Genomic DNA, 18,390 nt, shown 5'->3' with positions numbered 1-18,390 from the left:
CTACTGATGACTGATTTAGAATTACTTAATGTGCTGGCGCTGATGCGTGTAGATTTAGTGGGGGACATTGTGGCGAAACGGCTTATAAATCATCTTGGTTCTGCAGAAGCAGTTTTTAAAGCTAAAAAATCGCAAATTACAGCTATAGAGGGTATAGGCGACATCATTTACAACAACCTTAAAAACACATCGGTTTTTAAACTGGCCGAAGCCGAGGTTAAATTTGTAAGGGAGAATAATATTAAGCCGTTATTTTACCTTGATGCCAATTACCCCGACCGACTTAAGCACTGTATAGATGGGCCGGTTGTTTTATTTACATCGGGCAATATAAATCTGGAAGGGCGCAAAACCATAAGCATTGTGGGTACACGCCAGATGACATCTTATGGGGGTGATTTCTGTAAAAAGCTGATTGAAGATTTGGCACCGTTAAATCCGGTTATTATTAGCGGATTTGCCTATGGTGTAGATATTCATGCACACATTATAGCAATGGAGCAGGGATTACAGACTGTCGGTGTTGTAGCTCACGGACTGAATCAGGTGTATCCTAAAGTGCATAAAAAGTATGTGGCGAAGATGGAAGAGAACGGTGGTTTTATGACCGAGTTTTGGAGTACGTCGAATCCGGATAAGGAGAACTTTGTAAAGCGTAACCGTATCGTTGCCGGTATTAGTGAGGCAACTATAATTATAGAAAGTGCCGATAAAGGCGGATCGCTTATTACGGCGAATATTGCTAACGATTATAATCGCGATGTATTTGCAGTGCCCGGTCGTATTACCGATAAATACAGTATGGGCTGCAATAACCTTATAAAGAGTCAGCGTGCCAACGTGCTTACGGATGCCGCCGACCTTGTATATATACTAAACTGGCAATTGGAGGAGGAAAAGAAAAAGCCTGTGCAGAAACAACTATTCGTGGTGCTCGATAACGACGAACAAAAAGTATACGATTACCTTCAGAAAAAGGGAAAAGAACTTATGGATATCATTGCACTTGAATGCGACATGCCGATCTTTAAAATATCGTCGCTTCTACTCAATATGGAGTTAAAAGGTGTAATCAGGCCATTACCTGGAAAATTGTTTGAAGCTATTTAGAGGTTTAATGTTATAAAAACAGCCACGAATCACACTAATTTCACCAATTTGATTTGTGATAATTTGTGTAATTCGTGGCTACTATAAACTTTTACTGAATACTGTTTATTAAACTATTCGTATCCCAGTTTGGTTCTTACTTTTTGTAGTACACCATTAGCAACAACGCCTGCTTTTTCTGCACCTGCTTTTAATAAAGCATCAACCTCATTAAGGTTAGCCATGTAGTAAGTATATTTTTCTCTTACGGTTGCAAATTTTTCTACTATAAGTTCATATAGCGCCTGTTTTGCATGACCATAACCGTAATTACCTCCAAGGTAGTTTGCCCTCATAGCATCAACCTGTTCGGGTGTGCCTAAAAGTTTGTACAAAGCAAATACGTTACAGGTATCAGGATTTTTAGGTTCTTCCAGTGGTGTGCTGTCGGTCTCAATGCTCATCACCTGCTTGCGAAGCGGTTTGTCTTCCTGGAAAATATTAATGAAGTTATTTCTCGACTTACTCATTTTATGACCATCAGTACCGGGAATAATTTTTGTATCATCGGCACTTACAGCTTCCGGCAAAACAAATGTTTCACCCATCTGGTGGTTAAAACGTGAAGCAACATCGCGTGTAATTTCTATATGCTGAAGCTGGTCTTTACCTACAGGTACAAATTCAGCATCATACAATAATATATCGGCAGCCATAAGCATAGGATACGTAAACAAGCCTGCGTTTACATCTTCCAGCCTGTCGGCTTTATCTTTAAATGAGTGTGCCAGGGTAAGTCGCTGAAACGGGAAGAAACAGCTAAGGTACCATGATAGCTCTGCTGTTTGCGGAACATCACTCTGGCGGTAAAAAACAACTTTGTTAATATCAAGACCACACGCAAGCCAGGTTGCTGCTACGCTGTAAGTATTAGCGCGCAGTGTTTCGCCATCCTTGATCTGCGTTATAGAATGCAGGTCGGCGATAAATAAAAATGAATCATTCTCTGGTTTGTTAGCCATTTCCACAGCTGGGAGTATAGCGCCCAGAAGGTTGCCTAGATGTGGTGTACCGGTACTTTGTACCCCGGTTAATATTCTTGCCATTTTACAAAAATTGAAATTTTTACAAAGGTACACGATTTGGCAGTAAAATAAAGGATTGAATTCTTACATTTGGAAAATATGAAAGCAGTTAAGTATATTTTATGGACGCTTTGGCGCATTTGGTTTTACATCGTTATGGGTGTGCCTATTATTATATTGTCGCCATTGCTGATACTGTCTATATTATCTGAGAAAACGTATCCGCAGTTTTTTATTATGGCAAGGCTGTGGGCTAAGATTATATTATTTGGTATGGGATTACCGTACCGCATAACGCGCGAACAGCAAATGGAAAAAGGCAAGAGTTATATGCTTGTTGCCAACCATACTTCTATGACAGATATTATGCTGATGCTGGTTGTCTCTAAAAATCCGTTTGTATTTGTGGGAAAAAAAGAGCTGGTTAAAATTCCGATTTTTGGATTCTTTTATAAGCGTACCTGTATACTGGTAGACAGGAACAGTTCTAAAAGCCGCTTTGAAGTTTTTCAGCGTGCTCAAAAAAGACTAAGTCAGGGATTGAGCATTTGTATCTTTCCTGAAGGCGGAGTTCCTGAAGATGAATCTATTTTGCTGGATGAATTTAAGGATGGTGCTTTCCGCCTTGCGATAGAACACCAGATACCAATTGTACCCATGAGTTTTTACGATAATAAGAAACGATTTTCTTTCCGTTTCTTTAGCGGAGTGCCCGGGCTGCTAAGGGCGAAAGTACATCGCTTCGTAACTACCGACGGATTGACAATGGAGGATAAATCTGACCTAAAAGAATTAAAAGATAAAGTACGACAGATAATTTACAATGACCTTCTTAAGGTTAGCCAGAAATAACAGAAGCGCTCAACTTATGAGCGCTTCTGCGTTGTATAAAAATAGATAAAATAGTTTAGAAGCTAAAGCTTACACCGGAGTATAACCCGATGAAGTAGGGTTTAAAGTTACCGGCATCCCTGCTGTAGGCATTCACCTGGTATTTAAACATTGGTTCAAAGTTTACCTGAAAGGAATCCCAGAAGTGGTATTTAAACCCAAGGCCTACGTTGGTACTAAAGTGAAGGTTGTTTAAGTTTTGGGCTTCACCTACCTGGGTGCTCATTCCTGTGTTAGAAACCACACTCACATTATTCTGGTTAAGGAATAACGAACTTACCCCTCCGATTACATCAATACCAAATTTCTTGTTCACTAATGAATAACTCATCTCCAGCGGAATCTCAATATACCCTGTTTTTTGAAGCATAGAGCCGCTTACAGCCTGTGCAGGTTGTCCGTCTATCATTACGGTGTCAGGAACATCGTTACCATTCTGAACTACGATATTAGCTGTTTTAGACCCCATGATGTTAGTTGTTATACCGTTTAATGAAGCATAAAAAGCAATATCGTTTGTGGCATAGCTAAGGTTTACAGAGTTAATACCCGAACGTATGGTAATGTTGTCGGTAACGGCATAGTTAACACCTACACCAAAGCTCAGGTCATTATCATACGATTTGCTGTTCGCCGCAAACTGTTCGTTGATTGGTGACCCCGATGAAAGTGAGTTATAAAACACAGGGGCAACCTGTGGCTTAAGTACCCATCTTTCTTTAGGTTTATTTTCTACTACGGCTTTCTCTTCCTCTTTTTCGCCGTTCAATTTCTCTTTCAGTAATTTTTCCAGTTCATTCTCGGGTACAGCAGTTGCAGTAGTATCAACTTCCGTTTGAGCAACTGCTTCGGTTAGCGGAATATTTTTGTCGATTATGATAGTGCCTTTTTGGACAGCATCACTTTCGGCATTCGCCTGATTTGAATTCTGCGTATTTACAGATCCGTTTGCAGCAATACCTTCCGAAACATTATTTCTTGCAGCGGCAGGTTCATCAACAGTTATTTTGTCTGAAACAGTTGTAGAAGTTTTATTCGCCCTATCAGTAATTGTAGCAGCAACACCTTCGTTTGCAGGAAGCGTAGCTACAGCATTGTTTCTGTTAGCTTTGTTTTGAGTGTCGTTAGGGTTGTTTGCAAAATTCCTCGCGTCAGCTTTAAGCTTGGCAGCAGCCAGGGCTTCTTCTGTAGCAGTTGTTTTTATAATGCTGTTCTCATTAGCAGCAGTATTTGCTGTTGGGACAGCAGAACCATTAAGTGTATTTTGTGCTTTTTCGTAAACTACAGCAGTAGCAGGTTGTGTGCTATTGCTTATTGCTTTTTTATTGTTGTTGGTTTTGTTTGTTGTGTTTTTACCTTGATTAGCAACGGCATTGTTGTTTACAATAGGTAATGTTCTGTTGATTTTGGTTGGGTTAGTGTTGTTGCCGTTAGCCGGTGCTTTTACTGTGCCGAAATTGGCATCATCAGCTGTAGCTACAGCAGTAGTGGTGTTACTACCTGTAGTTGTTGGGGTGGTAGTTACAGTATTTTCTGTTCCTGCAGCCGATGGGGCGGCATTAGCAGGTACAGCATCCGGCGATGCTTTAATCGCATCGGCAGGAGATACCGTATTATTATCTATAACCACGGGGTTAGCATTAACCGGGTTATCGGAGTCGTTAAAAAACAGCGTAGCCAGCAACCCGCCTAAAACAAGCAGTGCAGCCACACCCGAGAGTTTAAACCATATAGGTATAACCCTGCGTTTCTTTTTTTCCTGGAGCGCCTCCCGTATGTTTTCCCATACAAACTCAGGAGGGGCTACTTCAAAGTCCTTGAACTTTTCCTGGAATAACCTGTCTAAATCCTTTTTCTCATTCATTTTGCCGAAGGTATACTATTGCCCTGCAGGGCTTCAATTTTTTCTTTTAATATCATCCTTGCGCGTGCAAGGTTCGATTTAGAGGTGCCGTCTGTAATATTAAGCATCTCTGCAATTTCTTTGTGCGAATAACCATCTATAACATACAGGTTAAAAACCATCCTGTACCTGTCGGGAAGTTCCTGAATAATACCCACCAGGTATTCCATAGAAATGGTATCGTGTTCAATTTCAACATCGGCCACATCGGGCATGTTTTCGCTTACCAGCTCAAAGACGCCTTCAGACCGGTATTTTTGCAAAACATTATTTATCATTACCCTTTTGGCCCAGCCTTCAAAAGACCCTTTAAACTGGAACTGCCCAATTTTCTGGAAGATCAGCAAAAAACCATCCTGCAGGTTGTCCTCGGCATCCGCCCTGTTGCGCGAATACTTTAAACAGGCCGCAAACATCTTAGGTGCAAGAAGCTTGTATAGCTGTTCCTGCGCCCTTATGCTGTTTTGCTGGCATTCCTGTATGAGCTGATCTAAACCCAATAGTCCTTTTATTTATTGCACCGGTATATTTACCTGCGTATAGGTTCTGTTTCCGTTAACGTCTAATCCTTTATAAAACTTTAAAATGTAAGAGCCCGATGAATACGTATCGCTGGGTTTAAATGTAAACGAACGTTCCTCGGGTGTAATGTCTGTAACTTTTAAGCATTCTGCATTCGGCCTTACAACAGTCTGCACTGCAATAAGATAGGCGCTACCTTCTTTTTCAATATGAAAGCGTTCAAAAAGGTAACAGCCATTTGGTTTTTGGTATTTTATTTTTATTTCGCAGGGTTTTCCCAGGCTAACATACTCAGGGGTGTGTACAATTTCCATGGGTAAAAATTCCACGAAGAAATCCTGCTTTGGGTCTTCGTCAAGCGAGCAGGCATTAAGTAAGAATAGTGCTGCAAGAAGTAGTAAAATCTTTTTCATAAATCGTTTCCGCGTAATCTCATTTATAGATAGATACAAAAAAAGCAAAAGGTTGCGTAATAGCAATAAAAAAACCCGAAAAATTCGGGTTTCAATAGTATTTAAGAAGCTTGCTCCTTTATCATGTCTTTTATTTTGAGTTCCAGCTCTTCAGAAAGTTCCGGATTATCTTTAATCAGTGCCTTAACAGCATCACGGCCCTGGCCTAATTTGGTATCGCCGTAGCTAAACCATGAGCCCGATTTCTTGATGATCTCAAACTCAACAGCAAGGTCAAGGATCTCACCTGTTTTAGAAACACCTTCGCCATACATGATGTCAAATTCGGCAGTTTTAAAAGGTGGAGCCACTTTGTTCTTAACGATCTTAACTTTGGTACGGTTACCAATTACATTCTCACCATCTTTGATCTGTGCCGCACGGCGAATATCTATCCTTACCGAAGCGTAGAATTTAAGAGCGTTACCACCCGTAGTTGTTTCAGGGTTACCAAACATAACACCGATCTTTTCACGAAGCTGGTTGATAAAGAATACCGTACAGTTGGTTTTGCTGATAGTAGCTGTAAGCTTACGTAATGCCTGCGACATTAAACGTGCATGAAGACCCATTTTAGAATCTCCCATTTCGCCTTCGATCTCGCTTTTTGGCGTAAGTGCCGCAACCGAGTCAATTACCACAATATCAATAGCGCCGGAACGGATAAGGTTTTCGGCGATTTCAAGCGCCTGTTCACCATTGTCCGGCTGCGATATAATAAGGTTTTCTATATCAACGCCTAATTTTTCAGCATAGCCACGGTCAAACGCGTGTTCCGCATCGATAAAAGCAGCGATACCGCCGGCTTTTTGTGCTTCCGCGATAGCGTGAAGCGTAAGGGTTGTTTTACCTGATGATTCAGGTCCGTATATTTCTATTATTCTTCCGCGAGGGTAGCCGTTAACGCCAAGGGCAAGGTCTACGCCAAGCGATCCCGAAGGGATTGCCTCTACTTCTTCCACGGCCCGGTCGCCCAGTTTCATTACCGTTCCTTTGCCATAAGCCTTGTCAAGTTTATCCAGCGTAAGCTGTAATGCCTTTAATTTTGCTTCTTTATCTCCGCTCATTTTTTGTATAGATTTGAGCGTAAAAATAGTTCTTTTTTTTGGTGTGGCAATGTGAGGGTGAGGGTTGTGGATAAGTTTATTTTTGAAAAGTAGAATTGAATAAATTCTTACAATAAAATTATTTGTTAGGAAAAATTTGTAGGTTTGGTTTAAAATATAAATATATGAACAGGTTAAAACGTTTATTCATTTACCAAATATATTTCTGTGCGATAATTTTTTTATTGAGCATAGTCGGGATATATTCGCTAACCAATGAGGATCTTCTAATTTTGCCATATCAGACAACTCTTTTTGTTTCGTTTCTCTTATTTATTATGTCGCTATTTTTAATTTTAAGAGCGTACCTAAAGTTGTCAGAGTTAGATTCTAGATTTCCTAAACATTACTTTGATAAGTCTAAAAATAAAGATAAAGAGGATGATAATAGAGAATCTGCTAGCGATATTTTATTTGACCTTTTAGATGAAAAAAGGTTGGAGAAATTTAGGGAGAAATTTATTGAAAAATTTGAGGAAGCATATTTAGCTAATTTGGCTTTGAATTATGGAAGCTTTACCTATCTTGAAGCTTTAGATGAAATCGAATATAATACAAAGCGACAAATAAAAAGATTGACATATAATTCTAATTTAAATTTAATAATTGGAATTATAATTAATAGCTTGGGGATTTTACTTTTGTTTATTTCATTATATAATTTTGATAGTAAAGCTACAATAGATGTTTTTGCTTTTTTTTTACCTCGTTTAACAGTCGTATTGTTTATACAAATATTTTCTTTCTTCTTTTTGAAGTTATATAAAGAGTGTCTTATAGATATCAAATATTTTGAAAACGAAATTACAAACTGTACTTTTAAAATTATGGCTTTAAAAGTAGCATTAGATCGTAATGACGTGGATACGATAAATAATATTATTTTGCAGTTCTCTAAAACTGAAAAAAATAGTTTAATCGATAAAGGTAAAACTACAGAAAAGATTGAATTATTAAAAAATGAGACCTCATTAGTACAGTCATTATCATCAATTATAGAAAATATTTTAAGAAAACAAAAAGATACATAAAAAACAATATAAAATTCAAGGATTAGATGAGCAGTTCTTGCCCAAATCCCAAAATTTCCTACCTTTGCAGCCGGTTCCGCCATTGTGAACCGGTACATACTGAATATCTCACTTAAAATTGTATAGCATGCAACTGTTCAACACTTTAAGCGCAGAAGAGAGAACCGCCCTTATTGAGGAAAGCGGCAAACAGCGCCTTACGCTGTCTTTCTACGCCTACGCTCACATTTCTGATCCAAAACAATTTCGCGATTCGCTTTTCCTTGCCTGGAACCCACTGGAGGTTTTAGGAAGGATATATGTTGCCAAAGAGGGTATTAATGCCCAGCTTTCGCTTCCGGCAGATCATTTCTACGAATTCAAAGATCATTTAGATACAATTCCTTTCCTTAAAGATATCCGCCTTAACGTTGCTGTGGAACATGACGACCTTTCGTTCCTGAAACTGACGATTAAAGTGCGCGAAAAAATCGTGGCTGACGGACTTAACGACGATACCTTCGACGTTATGAACGGCGGTACACACCTCGGTGCTAACGACTTCAACAAAATGCTTGAAGACCCGAACACTATTGTGGTAGATATGCGTAACCACTACGAAAGCGAGATAGGGCATTTCCGCAATGCTATCACACCCGATGTGGATACATTCAGGGAATCACTACCAATTATCGAAGATCAGCTTGCCGACCATAAAGACGACAAAAACCTGTTGATGTATTGTACAGGTGGAATCCGTTGCGAAAAAGCTTCGGCATTCTTTAAGCACAAAGGCTTTAAAAATGTGTACCAGCTTGAAGGCGGTATTATAGAATATACACGCCAGGTAAAAGCGGAAGGTTTAGAGAGTAAATTCATCGGTAAGAACTTTGTGTTCGACCACAGGCTGGGTGAGCGTATTACAGACGATATTGTTTCACAATGCCACCAGTGTGGTAAACCGTGCGACAACCACACCAACTGTGCTAACGAGGCGTGTCACTTACTTTTCATTCAGTGTGATGAGTGTAAAACTGCTTCTGATAACTGTTGTTCTGAAGCCTGCCAGGATATTTTCCGCATGCCGGAAGAAGAGCAAAAAGCACTGCGCCGTGGTATTATGAACGGTAACATGATCTTTAAAAAAGGAAAGTCAGACCGTTTGAAATTCAAAAAATCAGGTGAAGAAGTATCAGACATTGCATTGGCATCGGCTCCGAAGACTAAATCTGCCGCAAGGCCAAGAATTAAAAAGACGCTTATCGGTAAAGGTGAGCACTACTTCCCTAAAGCAGGCGTGGGTCAGTTTATCGTCGAAAACCAGGAATTAACTATTGGCGACACTATCCTTATATCGGGCCCGAGTACCGGCGAACAGCAGCTTGTACTAGAAGCCATGCGTGTTAACGGCCAGGAAGGTACTGTAGCGGTAAAAGGCGATAAGGTTACGTTTAGCGTTCCGTTCAGGATACGTCTTTCCGATAAATTATTTAAAGTTATAGGCTAACACCTGAAAATATATTTTTAAAAGCCTGCATGAAAATGCAGGTTTTTTTGTTTCCAATCTTCTGTAGAGACGTAGCATTGCTACGTCTTTTGTTTTCACCCCCTGCCCTTCATTCTTAAAAATCCTTTAGAAATGGTTTTTTGTTCCCGATAGAACCAGCCCGGCTTTCAGCCACTCCTCCAAAGAAGGGGAAGACTCGAGGTGAGTCAGCAATTGCTCCCCCTCCCGTTTTGTAAGGGGTCGGGGGGGTGAGGAGTTGTAAATCAGTCCTATTCTCCATTGCAATATCGCAATCCTGCGGTTTAACATGTTTCCGCCAAAAAAATACTATCTTTACCCGCAAAACATTTTTACGAACAAGTAGCGGTTAGGCCGCGATCTATATATAAACACGAACTATGGCATGTACAAGCTGTTCTACGGGCTCCAAAGACGGACAACCCAAGGGATGTAAAAATAACGGGACCTGCGGGACGGACAGTTGTAATAAACTAACTGTTTTCGACTGGTTATCAAATATGAGCCTCCCTGGAGGCGAAGCGCCTTTTGACTGTGTTGAGGTGCGCTTTAAAAACGGAAGAAAAGAATTTTACCGTAATAGCGAGAAACTTACGCTAAGCATAGGCGACATTGTTGCTACTGAGGCTTCACCGGGCCATGATATCGGTATTGTTACCCTAACCGGGGAACTGGTTAAGGTACAAATGAAGAAAAAGAATACAAAGAATAATGCTGAGGTTGCCAAGATTTACAGGAAAGCATCCCAGAAAGATATAGACATCTGGAGTGAAGCACGTGCTAAGGAAGAACCGATGAAGGTAGTAGCAAGGGAAATAGCGATACGACTGGCACTGGAAATGAAGATATCGGATATCGAATTTCAGGGTGACGGATCTAAAGCTACGTTCTATTACACTGCTAATGACAGGGTCGATTTCCGTCAGCTAATTAAGGATTTTGCACGCGAATTTAGTACCCGTATCGAGATGAAACAGGTTGGTTTCCGTCAGGAAGCTTCCCGTCTTGGTGGTATTGGGTCATGCGGGCGTGAGCTTTGCTGCTCTACATGGCTAACCGACTTTAGAAGTGTAAATACTTCTGCGGCACGTTACCAGCAATTGTCGCTTAACCCGCAAAAACTGGCAGGCCAGTGCGGTAAGCTTAAATGCTGTCTTAACTACGAATTGGATACCTATCTGGATGCGCTTAAAGGCCTGCCGGATATGGATACTAAAATATACACCGAAAAAGGGGATGCTTTCTGCCAGAAGGTTGACATCTTTAAAGGGCTTATGTGGTTTGCTTACACTAATAACATGGCACACTGGCATGTTATTAAAGCAGAACAGGTTAAGGAAATGGTTGAGCTTAACAAACTAAAACAGCGTGTTGCCTCGTTAGAGGATTATGCTGTGGAAGAGGCAGCTCCGGAAGTTGAAAAAACATTCCAGAATGCTATGGGCCAGGACAGCCTTACCCGTTTTGATGTGCCTAAGAAAAAGAAAAGACCTAACAAGGATAACAAAAAACACGTTATCGAGAAAAAAGGCGACAGGCCTGCGGGAGACCGTACACCTGCTACCGACAGAAAACCTGCTATTGAACGACCTGTACGTGAGAACAGGCCCGACAGGACAAATAACAGTGAAAGGCCGGAAAGAAAACCTAACGAAAGAGGTAACAACAGGCCTCAGGGCGAAAGGAAACCGAATGAGAATAAACCTCAGGGGGAAAGAAAGCCTAATGAAAACAGGCAGGTAGGCGAGAGAAAACCGAACCCGAGAACAAACAATAACGAGCGTAATAATACTAACGAGAAGCCTGCCGGAGAAAGCAAGCCTAACGAAAGACAACATAATAAGAACCGAAACCATAACAATAGGAATGGCAATAAAAAGAATCCTAACGACAAAGGGGATGGCGGAAATAATGCCGGCGGCGGCAGTGCGGAATAGCATTGCAGCACTGAGCCTTGTTTTGCTGCTGGTTTCCTGCGACAAAAAAAGGGTGTTTGACGAATATAAAGCTATAAATGGCAGCTGGAAAAAAGACAGTATTGTCTCTTTTAGCTTTGACCAGAAGGATACTGTGTCAAAATATAATTTGTTTATTAACGTTAGAAACAACAATAGTTATCCGTATAACAATATGTTTCTTATCGTTCAGTTGCAGCAACCGGGCACTCAGCTTACCAAGGTAGATACGCTTGAATACCAAATGGCTAATCCCGATGGTAGCCTTTTAGGTGACGGGTTTACCGATATTAAGGAAAGCAAGCTTTGGTACAAGGAGAATGTAAAATTCCCTAAGGTAGGCAAGTACACCGTAAGCATTCAGCAGGCTGTAAGAAAGTCGGGCGAAGTGCCGGGAGTGGAAGAGCTTGATGGTGTAACAGATGTAGGTTTCAGGATAGAGTCAACAGAATAATATTTAGCAATGGCAATAAAAAAGAATAATAGCAAGAAAGCTGTACAGCACGATTCTGCATATTATGTGAAAAAGTTTTGGAAGATATTTGGTATCGGCTTACTGTCGGTATTCCTGTTTTTCCTTTTGGCTTCATGGGGTGTATTCGGCAAAATGCCGGACTTCGAGCAACTTGAAAATCCGGATTCTAACGTAGCAACCGAAATTATATCTTCAGATGGTGAAACTATAGGTAAATTTTACCTTGAAAACCGTACTCCGGTAAAATATGCCGACCTGCCAAAACCACTGGTAGATGCATTGATTTCTACCGAAGATGAGCGTTTTTTCGATCACTCAGGTATAGATACCCGAGGTACTTTAAGGGCAATTGTAACCCTTGGAGGCAGTGGTGGTGCGAGTACCATTACACAGCAGCTGGCTAAGAACCTTTTTCACGGAGAAGGCTCGAAGAATATTGTAATGAGGATTATACAAAAAGCTAAAGAGTGGATAATAGCTACAAAGCTGGAAAGGCAGTATACTAAAGAAGAGATTATTGCCATGTACCTTAATACGGTGGATTTTGTAAACAATGCGGTAGGTATACGTTCGGCATCAAAAGTATATTTTGGTAAAGAACCGAAAGACCTTAAGATTGAAGAGGCTGCGGTAATTGTAGGCATGCTTAAAAATCCTTCGCTGTATAACCCAATGAGGGAAAGCAGAAAAGAAATGGTTTTCAACAGGAGAAATACGGTAATGAGCCAGATGGTTAAATATGGTAAGCTTGATGAAAATGTTAAAGAGAAACTAGCTAAAGTTCCTGTAAAAACAGATTACAATCCGGAAAGCCATAACGAAGGTGTTGCTACTTATTTTAGGGAATACCTTAGAGACTACATGAAAAAATGGGTGAAAGATCATCCAAAGCCTGACGGTGGAGAGTATGACATTTACCGTGACGGACTTAAAATATATACTACTATTGACTCTAAAATGCAGAAATATGCTGAAGAGGCTGTAGACGAACATTTAGCGAACCTTCAGGAAGAATTCTTTATTCAGCAGAAGAAAAACACGAATGCTCCTTTCATCAATATATCTAAAGCGGAAACCGACAAGATAATTGAAAGGGCCATGAAAAATTCTGAGCGTTGGAGAATAATGAGCGATCAGGGTAAAGATGAAGATGATATTAAAGCTTCGTTTAAGGTTAAGACTGATATGACTGTATTTACCTGGAAAGGTGAGAAAGATACGGTAATGACACCTATAGATTCTATACGTTATTACAAACACTTCCTTCAGACAGGTTTAATGTCTATGAATCCACAGGACGGACACGTTAAGGCGTGGGTTGGGGGTATCAATTACAAACACTTCCAGTACGACCACGTTCAGCAGGGAGCAAGGCAGGTAGGGTCTACGTTTAAGCCATTTGTATATGCAACAGCTATCGAACAGTTACACGTTTCACCTTGTGATTCTATTGTAGATGAGCCTTTCAGCATGCCTAAAGGGAAATATGGTATTGATGCCGACTGGCACCCGCAAAACTCTAACGGTCAGTTCCAGGGAATGGTAACGCTTAAAAAAGCACTTGCTTATTCTATTAATACAGTATCGGCTAAACTTATAGACAGGGTTGGGCCTAAAGCTGTTGTGGATATGACGCATAAATTAGGAGTAACCAGCAAAATTCCTGAACAGCCTGCAATTGCACTTGGTGCGGTAGAAATTACAGTTAGCGATATGGTAGCTGCGTACAGTACGTTTGCTAATCAGGGTGTATACATCAAACCGATGGTTATTACCAAAATTGAAGATAAAAGCGGAGTTATACTGGATCAAACAGAAACAGTAACCAAAGATGTTATGAGCAAGGATATTGCTTATGCAGTTATAAAACTACTTGAAGGTGTTACCGAAACAGGTAGTGGTGCAAGGCTTAAATGGGGTGGTGCAGGAGGTACGGGTTATAACCGTATGACCGGTTATCCGTATAAGATCATTAATCCGGTTGCAGGTAAAACAGGAACTACGCAGAACCAGTCAGACGGTTGGTTTATGGGTATGGTGCCTAACCTTGCTACAGGGGTGTGGGTTGGTAACGAAGACCGCTCGGCACACTTTAAGAGTTTGGTGTATGGACAAGGTGCTACTATGGCATTGCCAATATGGGGCTTATTCATGAAAAAGTGTTATGCCGATGATAGCATGACCTACAAAATCTCGGAGAAACCATTTGAGAGGCCGGCCAATCTTTCCATCAAAGTAGATTGCGGACGGGCTCCGGTAAAAGATACAACTAAGGTAGATAGCCTCAGTACAGACGAATTTGAATTTTAATACAGAACGCCTTCTTATGAAGGCGTTTTTTTATATATTTATGCGCGAAAACTAAAATCTATTGTATGATTAATAAAAAAGTGCAAAATGTTGGCGAAGCGCTTAACGATATAAAAGACGGCGTGACTATAATGCTGGGAGGCTTTGGCCTTTGCGGTATTCCTGAGAACAGTATTGCCGAACTGGTTAAAAAAGGTACTACAGATCTTACCTGTATTTCTAATAACGCGGGTGTGGATGATTTTGGACTTGGACTGTTGCTTCACAAGAAACAGATTAAAAAAATGATCTCTTCTTATGTTGGCGAGAATGCCGAATTTGAAAGGCAGATGCTTAGCGGAGAACTTGAGGTTGAACTTACACCGCAAGGCACGCTGGCTGAAAAATGCCGTGCTGCCCAAGCTGGTATTCCTGCGTTCTATACTCCGGCGGGTTACGGAACCGAAGTTGCAGAAGGTAAAGAAGCACGTGAATTTAATGGTAAGATGCACATTATGGAAGAAGCTTACAAGGCCGATTTCGCAATCGTTAAAGCATGGAAAGGTGACGAAGCCGGTAACCTTATTTTTAAAGGAACGGCAAGAAACTTTAATGCGGCTATGGCGGGTGCTGCAAAAACAACAATTGCTGAGGTTGAAGAGCTTGTTCCTGCAGGAACGCTTGACCCTAACCAGATTCATATTCCGGGAATTTTTGTTCAGCGAATTTTCCAAGGCGAGAAGTATGAAAAGAGAATTGAACAACGAACAGTTCGCAAGCGATAATTTGAAGATTAGCTGATTTGAAAATTTGAAAATGAGGAACGATAAACCAAACTTGATTGTTGATTTAACCTTCGGCTTTGCATTAAATATTATTGCATATTCTGAAGAAATAAAGTTGACAAAGAAATTTGAAATGGCCTCGCAAATTTTTAGGAGCGGAACTTCAATAGGAGCAAATATTAGAGAAGCACAAAATGCAGAAAGTAAGGCAGACTTCATTCACAAGTTTAAGATTTCAGCTAAAGAAGCTGATGAAGTCCATTACTGGTTGACATTGTGCAAAGCATCAGAGTTTTATCCAAATCCTGATGATAGATTATTTTCAGATTTAAATTCAATAATTTTGATTATTACGAAAATCATTTCTTCCAGCAAGGCGAAGTAATTTTCAAATCATCAAATTTTCAAATCATCAAATATGTTAGGAAAAGAAGAGATAGCAAAAAGGATAGCAAAAGAAGTAAAAGACGGTTACTTTGTTAACCTTGGTATTGGTATACCAACCCTTGTTGCCAATTACGTAAGAGAAGATATATCGGTGGAATTTCAGAGTGAGAACGGTGTGCTGGGTATGGGTCCGTTTCCGTTTGAAGGAGAGGAAGACGCCGATATCATTAATGCTGGGAAACAGACGATCACTACACTTAAAGGTGCATCGTTTTTTGATTCGGCTATGAGTTTCGGAATGATAAGGGCTCAAAAAGTAGACCTTACTATTCTTGGTGCTATGGAAGTATCTGAGAATGGAGATATTGCAAACTGGAAAATTCCTGGGAAAATGGTAAAAGGTATGGGGGGGGCTATGGATCTTGTAGCTTCTGCCGAGAACATTATCGTTGCCATGATGCATGTAAACAAAGCAGGTGAGTCTAAACTTTTAAAACGTTGCTCATTGCCGCTAACAGGTGTAGGCTGCGTTAAAAAGATTGTCACCGAACTTGCTGTTCTGGAAGTAGTACCGGAAGGCTTTAAATTATTAGAGCGTGCTCCGGGTGTTACGGTAGAAGATATTAAAAAAGCTACAGAAGGTAATCTTATTATTGACGGTGATATCCCTGAGATGATAATTGATTAATTCAAAATAATATTTTTATGACGCCCTTTCGAAAGAAGGGGCTTTTTTTATGGGTAATCGAAAAGATTGTTAACTGGTCATTGCGAGGAGGAACGACAAAGCAATCTTTTTATATTGCATTACGCTCGCAATGGCAAGCGATGATTCAAAACTAAGACTTTGGTATAGCCGCAATCAATTTCTTCGTGTATTCTTTCTGCGGATACTCGTATAAAGCGTCAGCTTCGTTCATTTCTTCAATTTTACCCTTGTTCATTACCAATACCTGATCGCTCATGTATTTTACAACGGCAAGGTCGTGCGAAATAAATATATAGGTAAACCCAAAGTTCTCTTTTAGCTCGTTAAGCAGGTTCAGTACCTGCGCCTGAACCGAAATATCCAGTGCCGAAACCGACTCGTCACAAACAATAAGTTTAGGTTGCAGTGCAATGGTTCGTGCAATGCCAATACGCTGTCTTTGGCCTCCTGAGAACTCGTGGGGGTATCGGTTAAAGTGTTCTTCTCCCAAGCCGACGCGGTTTAGTATTTCTATGGTCTTTTCCCGGCGTTCGGTATCATTTTTATAAAGCTTATGCACCTGCATCGGTTCCATAATAGCTTTGCCAACTGTAATACGGGGGTTTAGAGATGAATACGGGTCCTGGAAGATGATCTGTATCTCTTTTCGCAACGCGCGTATATCTTTTGAAGATAACCTGGTAAGATCTACGCCGCGGTATAGTATGCTTCCGGCAGTAGCCTTATCGAGTTGTAAAATAGCATTGCCAAGTGTAGATTTCCCACAGCCTGATTCGCCAACGAGACCTAACGTTTCGCCTTCATATATTTTAAAACTAACATCGTCTACGGCTTTAAATTTCACATCCTTGCCCAATATACCTGCGGAAGAAACATATTCTTTCTCTACATTCTTTACCTCAAGCAGTGGTGTCTGGCTGTATAATTTTTGAAGGCGTTGTTCGCGCTGTGCGGGTGTAACTTCTTCAGGATTGACTGTGTTTTCAAGATAATCCTGAATAGTAGGTAATCTTTTCAGGCGGACATCTAATGATGGGCGTGAACTGATAAGTGCTTTTGTGTAGGTATGGGTTGGGTTGTTAAATATCCCGGCCGATTCGCCCTGTTCTACAATTTCACCCCGGAACATTACCAATACCCTGTTGGCAATTTCGGATACTAATGAAAGGTCGTGCGAAATAAACAGGATGCTCATTTTTGTTTCCTGCTGCAGTTCTTTTAGCAGCAGTATTATTTCCTTCTGAACCGTAACATCCAATGCTGTAGTAGGTTCATCGGCAATAAGTATTTTGGGTTTGCAGGCAATAGCCATGGCTATCATTACGCGCTGCTTTTGCCCACCCGATATCTCGTGTGGATAGCGGTTGTATATTTTTTCCGGATTGGGCAGCTTTACCTTTTCGAATAGGGAAAGCACCGTTGCCTTTATTTCTTTTTGGGAAAGTTGTGTGTGTTCTGCAAGTATTTCTTCTACCTGAAAACCGCATTTTAATGACGGATTTAAAGAACTCATTGGCTCCTGGAATATCATTGCAATATCATTACCACGAAGAATACGAAGTTCCCTCTGGCTCATGGCCGATATATCCTTGCCATCAAACTCAATCCTGCCTTCGGTAATTTCAAGGATGCCTTTAGGGAGCAATCCCATTACTGCTAACGACGTAACCGATTTACCCGATCCCGATTCGCCCACAATTCCCAATATCTCATTTTGATTGAGCGTAAACGAACTGTTTTTTACAATAGGTATCCATTGACCCTCTTTGCGGGCAGAAATGGTAACGTGGTCTATATGTAGCAGGGAATTGTTCATGAGGATAAAAATACAAATTTTTGAGTTTTCAGTCTCAGCCGCACAGTTGAAACAGACACACCCCCACCCCTCTCAAGAGGGGAACACTCAAACCCGCCCCTCTTGCAGGGAAGAGTAAAGCTTGCTCCCCTCTTGAGAGGGGTGTGGGGTGTGTAGCGAATAAATTAAAGTACTTTCTGTAAATAAAATTTGCGGCCATCGGCTGCTACGTGTTCAATGTAATCTACTTTTTTAAAAAGCCTGTAGTAAAACATATAGGGTTTAAGGTTTTGTACTACGCTGTTTAGTGAGATTACAAAATCTTTTAGGTTGGAGCCAAAAACAACTACTTTATTGTCTGTTTGCGCTACATATAAATTTGGAAAGTCTTTCATGCGGTAAAAGTACGGAT

General features: G+C 40.7%; 16 protein-coding genes and 1 pseudogene. 10 read left to right on the top strand and 7 right to left on the bottom strand.

From position 1 onward, the window contains the following. Positions 1 to 6: 6 nt before the first annotated feature. Positions 7 to 1,110: a DNA processing protein DprA gene (locus tag ALW18_09880; protein AOE52791.1), complete on the top strand. Its 1,104-nt coding sequence runs from the start codon at positions 7 to 9 to the stop codon at positions 1,108 to 1,110. Between the two features lie 113 nt (positions 1,111 to 1,223). On the opposite strand, the gene ALW18_09875 is transcribed toward ALW18_09880, so the two are convergent. Next, positions 1,224 to 2,195, bottom strand: a complete 972-nt coding sequence (locus ALW18_09875) for a tryptophanyl-tRNA synthetase (GenBank protein AOE52790.1) — start codon at positions 2,193 to 2,195, stop codon at positions 1,224 to 1,226. A 78-nt stretch (positions 2,196 to 2,273) separates the two neighbouring features. Here ALW18_09875 and ALW18_09870 point away from each other — a divergent pair, with 78 nt between their 5' ends. Further along, the gene (locus ALW18_09870; protein ID AOE52789.1) at positions 2,274 to 3,026 is read left to right on the top strand and encodes an acyl-phosphate glycerol 3-phosphate acyltransferase; all 753 of its coding nucleotides are present in this window, start codon (positions 2,274 to 2,276) and stop codon (positions 3,024 to 3,026) included. A gap of 55 nt (positions 3,027 to 3,081) precedes the next feature. Here ALW18_09870 and ALW18_09865 read toward each other — a convergent pair whose 3' ends face one another. The 4 genes from ALW18_09865 to ALW18_09850 form a co-directional block, all read right to left on the bottom strand. Next, entirely contained in the window at positions 3,082 to 4,929 is a 1,848-nt protein-coding gene (locus ALW18_09865; protein AOE52788.1) for a hypothetical protein, read from the bottom strand. Next, complete coding sequence (locus tag ALW18_09860; protein AOE52787.1) at positions 4,926 to 5,468, bottom strand: RNA polymerase subunit sigma-70; 543 nt, start codon at positions 5,466 to 5,468, stop codon at positions 4,926 to 4,928. The genes ALW18_09865 and ALW18_09860 overlap by 4 nt, the downstream gene beginning before the upstream one ends. A gap of 12 nt (positions 5,469 to 5,480) precedes the next feature. Then, positions 5,481 to 5,903, bottom strand: a complete 423-nt coding sequence (locus ALW18_09855) for a hypothetical protein (protein AOE52786.1) — start codon at positions 5,901 to 5,903, stop codon at positions 5,481 to 5,483. A 101-nt stretch (positions 5,904 to 6,004) separates the two neighbouring features. Beyond that, positions 6,005 to 7,009, bottom strand: a complete 1,005-nt coding sequence (locus ALW18_09850; GenBank protein AOE52785.1) for a recombinase RecA — start codon at positions 7,007 to 7,009, stop codon at positions 6,005 to 6,007. 164 nt (positions 7,010 to 7,173) lie between these two features. Here ALW18_09850 and ALW18_09845 point away from each other — a divergent pair, with 164 nt between their 5' ends. The 8 genes and pseudogenes from ALW18_09845 (at position 7,174) to ALW18_09810 (ending at position 16,162) form a co-directional block, all read left to right on the top strand. Beyond that, positions 7,174 to 8,079, top strand: a complete 906-nt coding sequence (locus ALW18_09845) for a hypothetical protein (protein ID AOE52784.1) — start codon at positions 7,174 to 7,176, stop codon at positions 8,077 to 8,079. 127 nt (positions 8,080 to 8,206) lie between these two features. After that, a complete protein-coding gene (locus ALW18_09840; protein ID AOE52783.1) occupies positions 8,207 to 9,565 on the top strand; it encodes a sulfurtransferase in 1,359 nt (452 codons plus the stop codon). Between the two features lie 398 nt (positions 9,566 to 9,963). Further along, a pseudogene (locus ALW18_09835) lies at positions 9,964 to 11,082 on the top strand (hypothetical protein). 412 nt (positions 11,083 to 11,494) lie between these two features. Then, complete coding sequence (locus ALW18_09830) at positions 11,495 to 11,992, top strand: gliding motility protein GldH (protein AOE54373.1); 498 nt, start codon at positions 11,495 to 11,497, stop codon at positions 11,990 to 11,992. A gap of 9 nt (positions 11,993 to 12,001) precedes the next feature. After that, a complete protein-coding gene (locus ALW18_09825; GenBank protein ID AOE52782.1) occupies positions 12,002 to 14,323 on the top strand; it encodes a penicillin-binding protein in 2,322 nt (773 codons plus the stop codon). A gap of 65 nt (positions 14,324 to 14,388) precedes the next feature. After that, entirely contained in the window at positions 14,389 to 15,087 is a 699-nt protein-coding gene (locus tag ALW18_09820) for a succinyl-CoA:3-ketoacid-CoA transferase (protein AOE52781.1), read from the top strand. Positions 15,088 to 15,118: 31 nt separating this feature from the next. Then, positions 15,119 to 15,472, top strand: a complete 354-nt coding sequence (locus ALW18_09815; GenBank protein ID AOE52780.1) for a 30S ribosomal S23 — start codon at positions 15,119 to 15,121, stop codon at positions 15,470 to 15,472. Positions 15,473 to 15,505: 33 nt separating this feature from the next. Continuing rightward, positions 15,506 to 16,162, top strand: a complete 657-nt coding sequence (locus ALW18_09810) for a succinyl-CoA:3-ketoacid-CoA transferase (protein AOE52779.1) — start codon at positions 15,506 to 15,508, stop codon at positions 16,160 to 16,162. A 151-nt stretch (positions 16,163 to 16,313) separates the two neighbouring features. On the opposite strand, the gene ALW18_09805 is transcribed toward ALW18_09810, so the two are convergent. Both ALW18_09805 and ALW18_09800 read right to left on the bottom strand, forming a co-directional pair. Next, positions 16,314 to 17,999, bottom strand: coding sequence for an ABC transporter ATP-binding protein (locus ALW18_09805; GenBank protein AOE52778.1), 1,686 nt, complete (start codon positions 17,997 to 17,999; stop codon positions 16,314 to 16,316). A gap of 164 nt (positions 18,000 to 18,163) precedes the next feature. Beyond that, entirely contained in the window at positions 18,164 to 18,373 is a 210-nt protein-coding gene (locus tag ALW18_09800; GenBank protein AOE52777.1) for a hypothetical protein, read from the bottom strand. Between the last annotated feature and the right edge of the window lie 17 nt (positions 18,374 to 18,390).

This window comes from Flavobacterium psychrophilum (assembly GCA_001708385.1).
Lineage (GTDB): Bacteria > Bacteroidota > Bacteroidia > Flavobacteriales > Flavobacteriaceae > Flavobacterium > Flavobacterium psychrophilum_A.
This window is presented reverse-complemented; position numbering and strand designations above follow the sequence as displayed.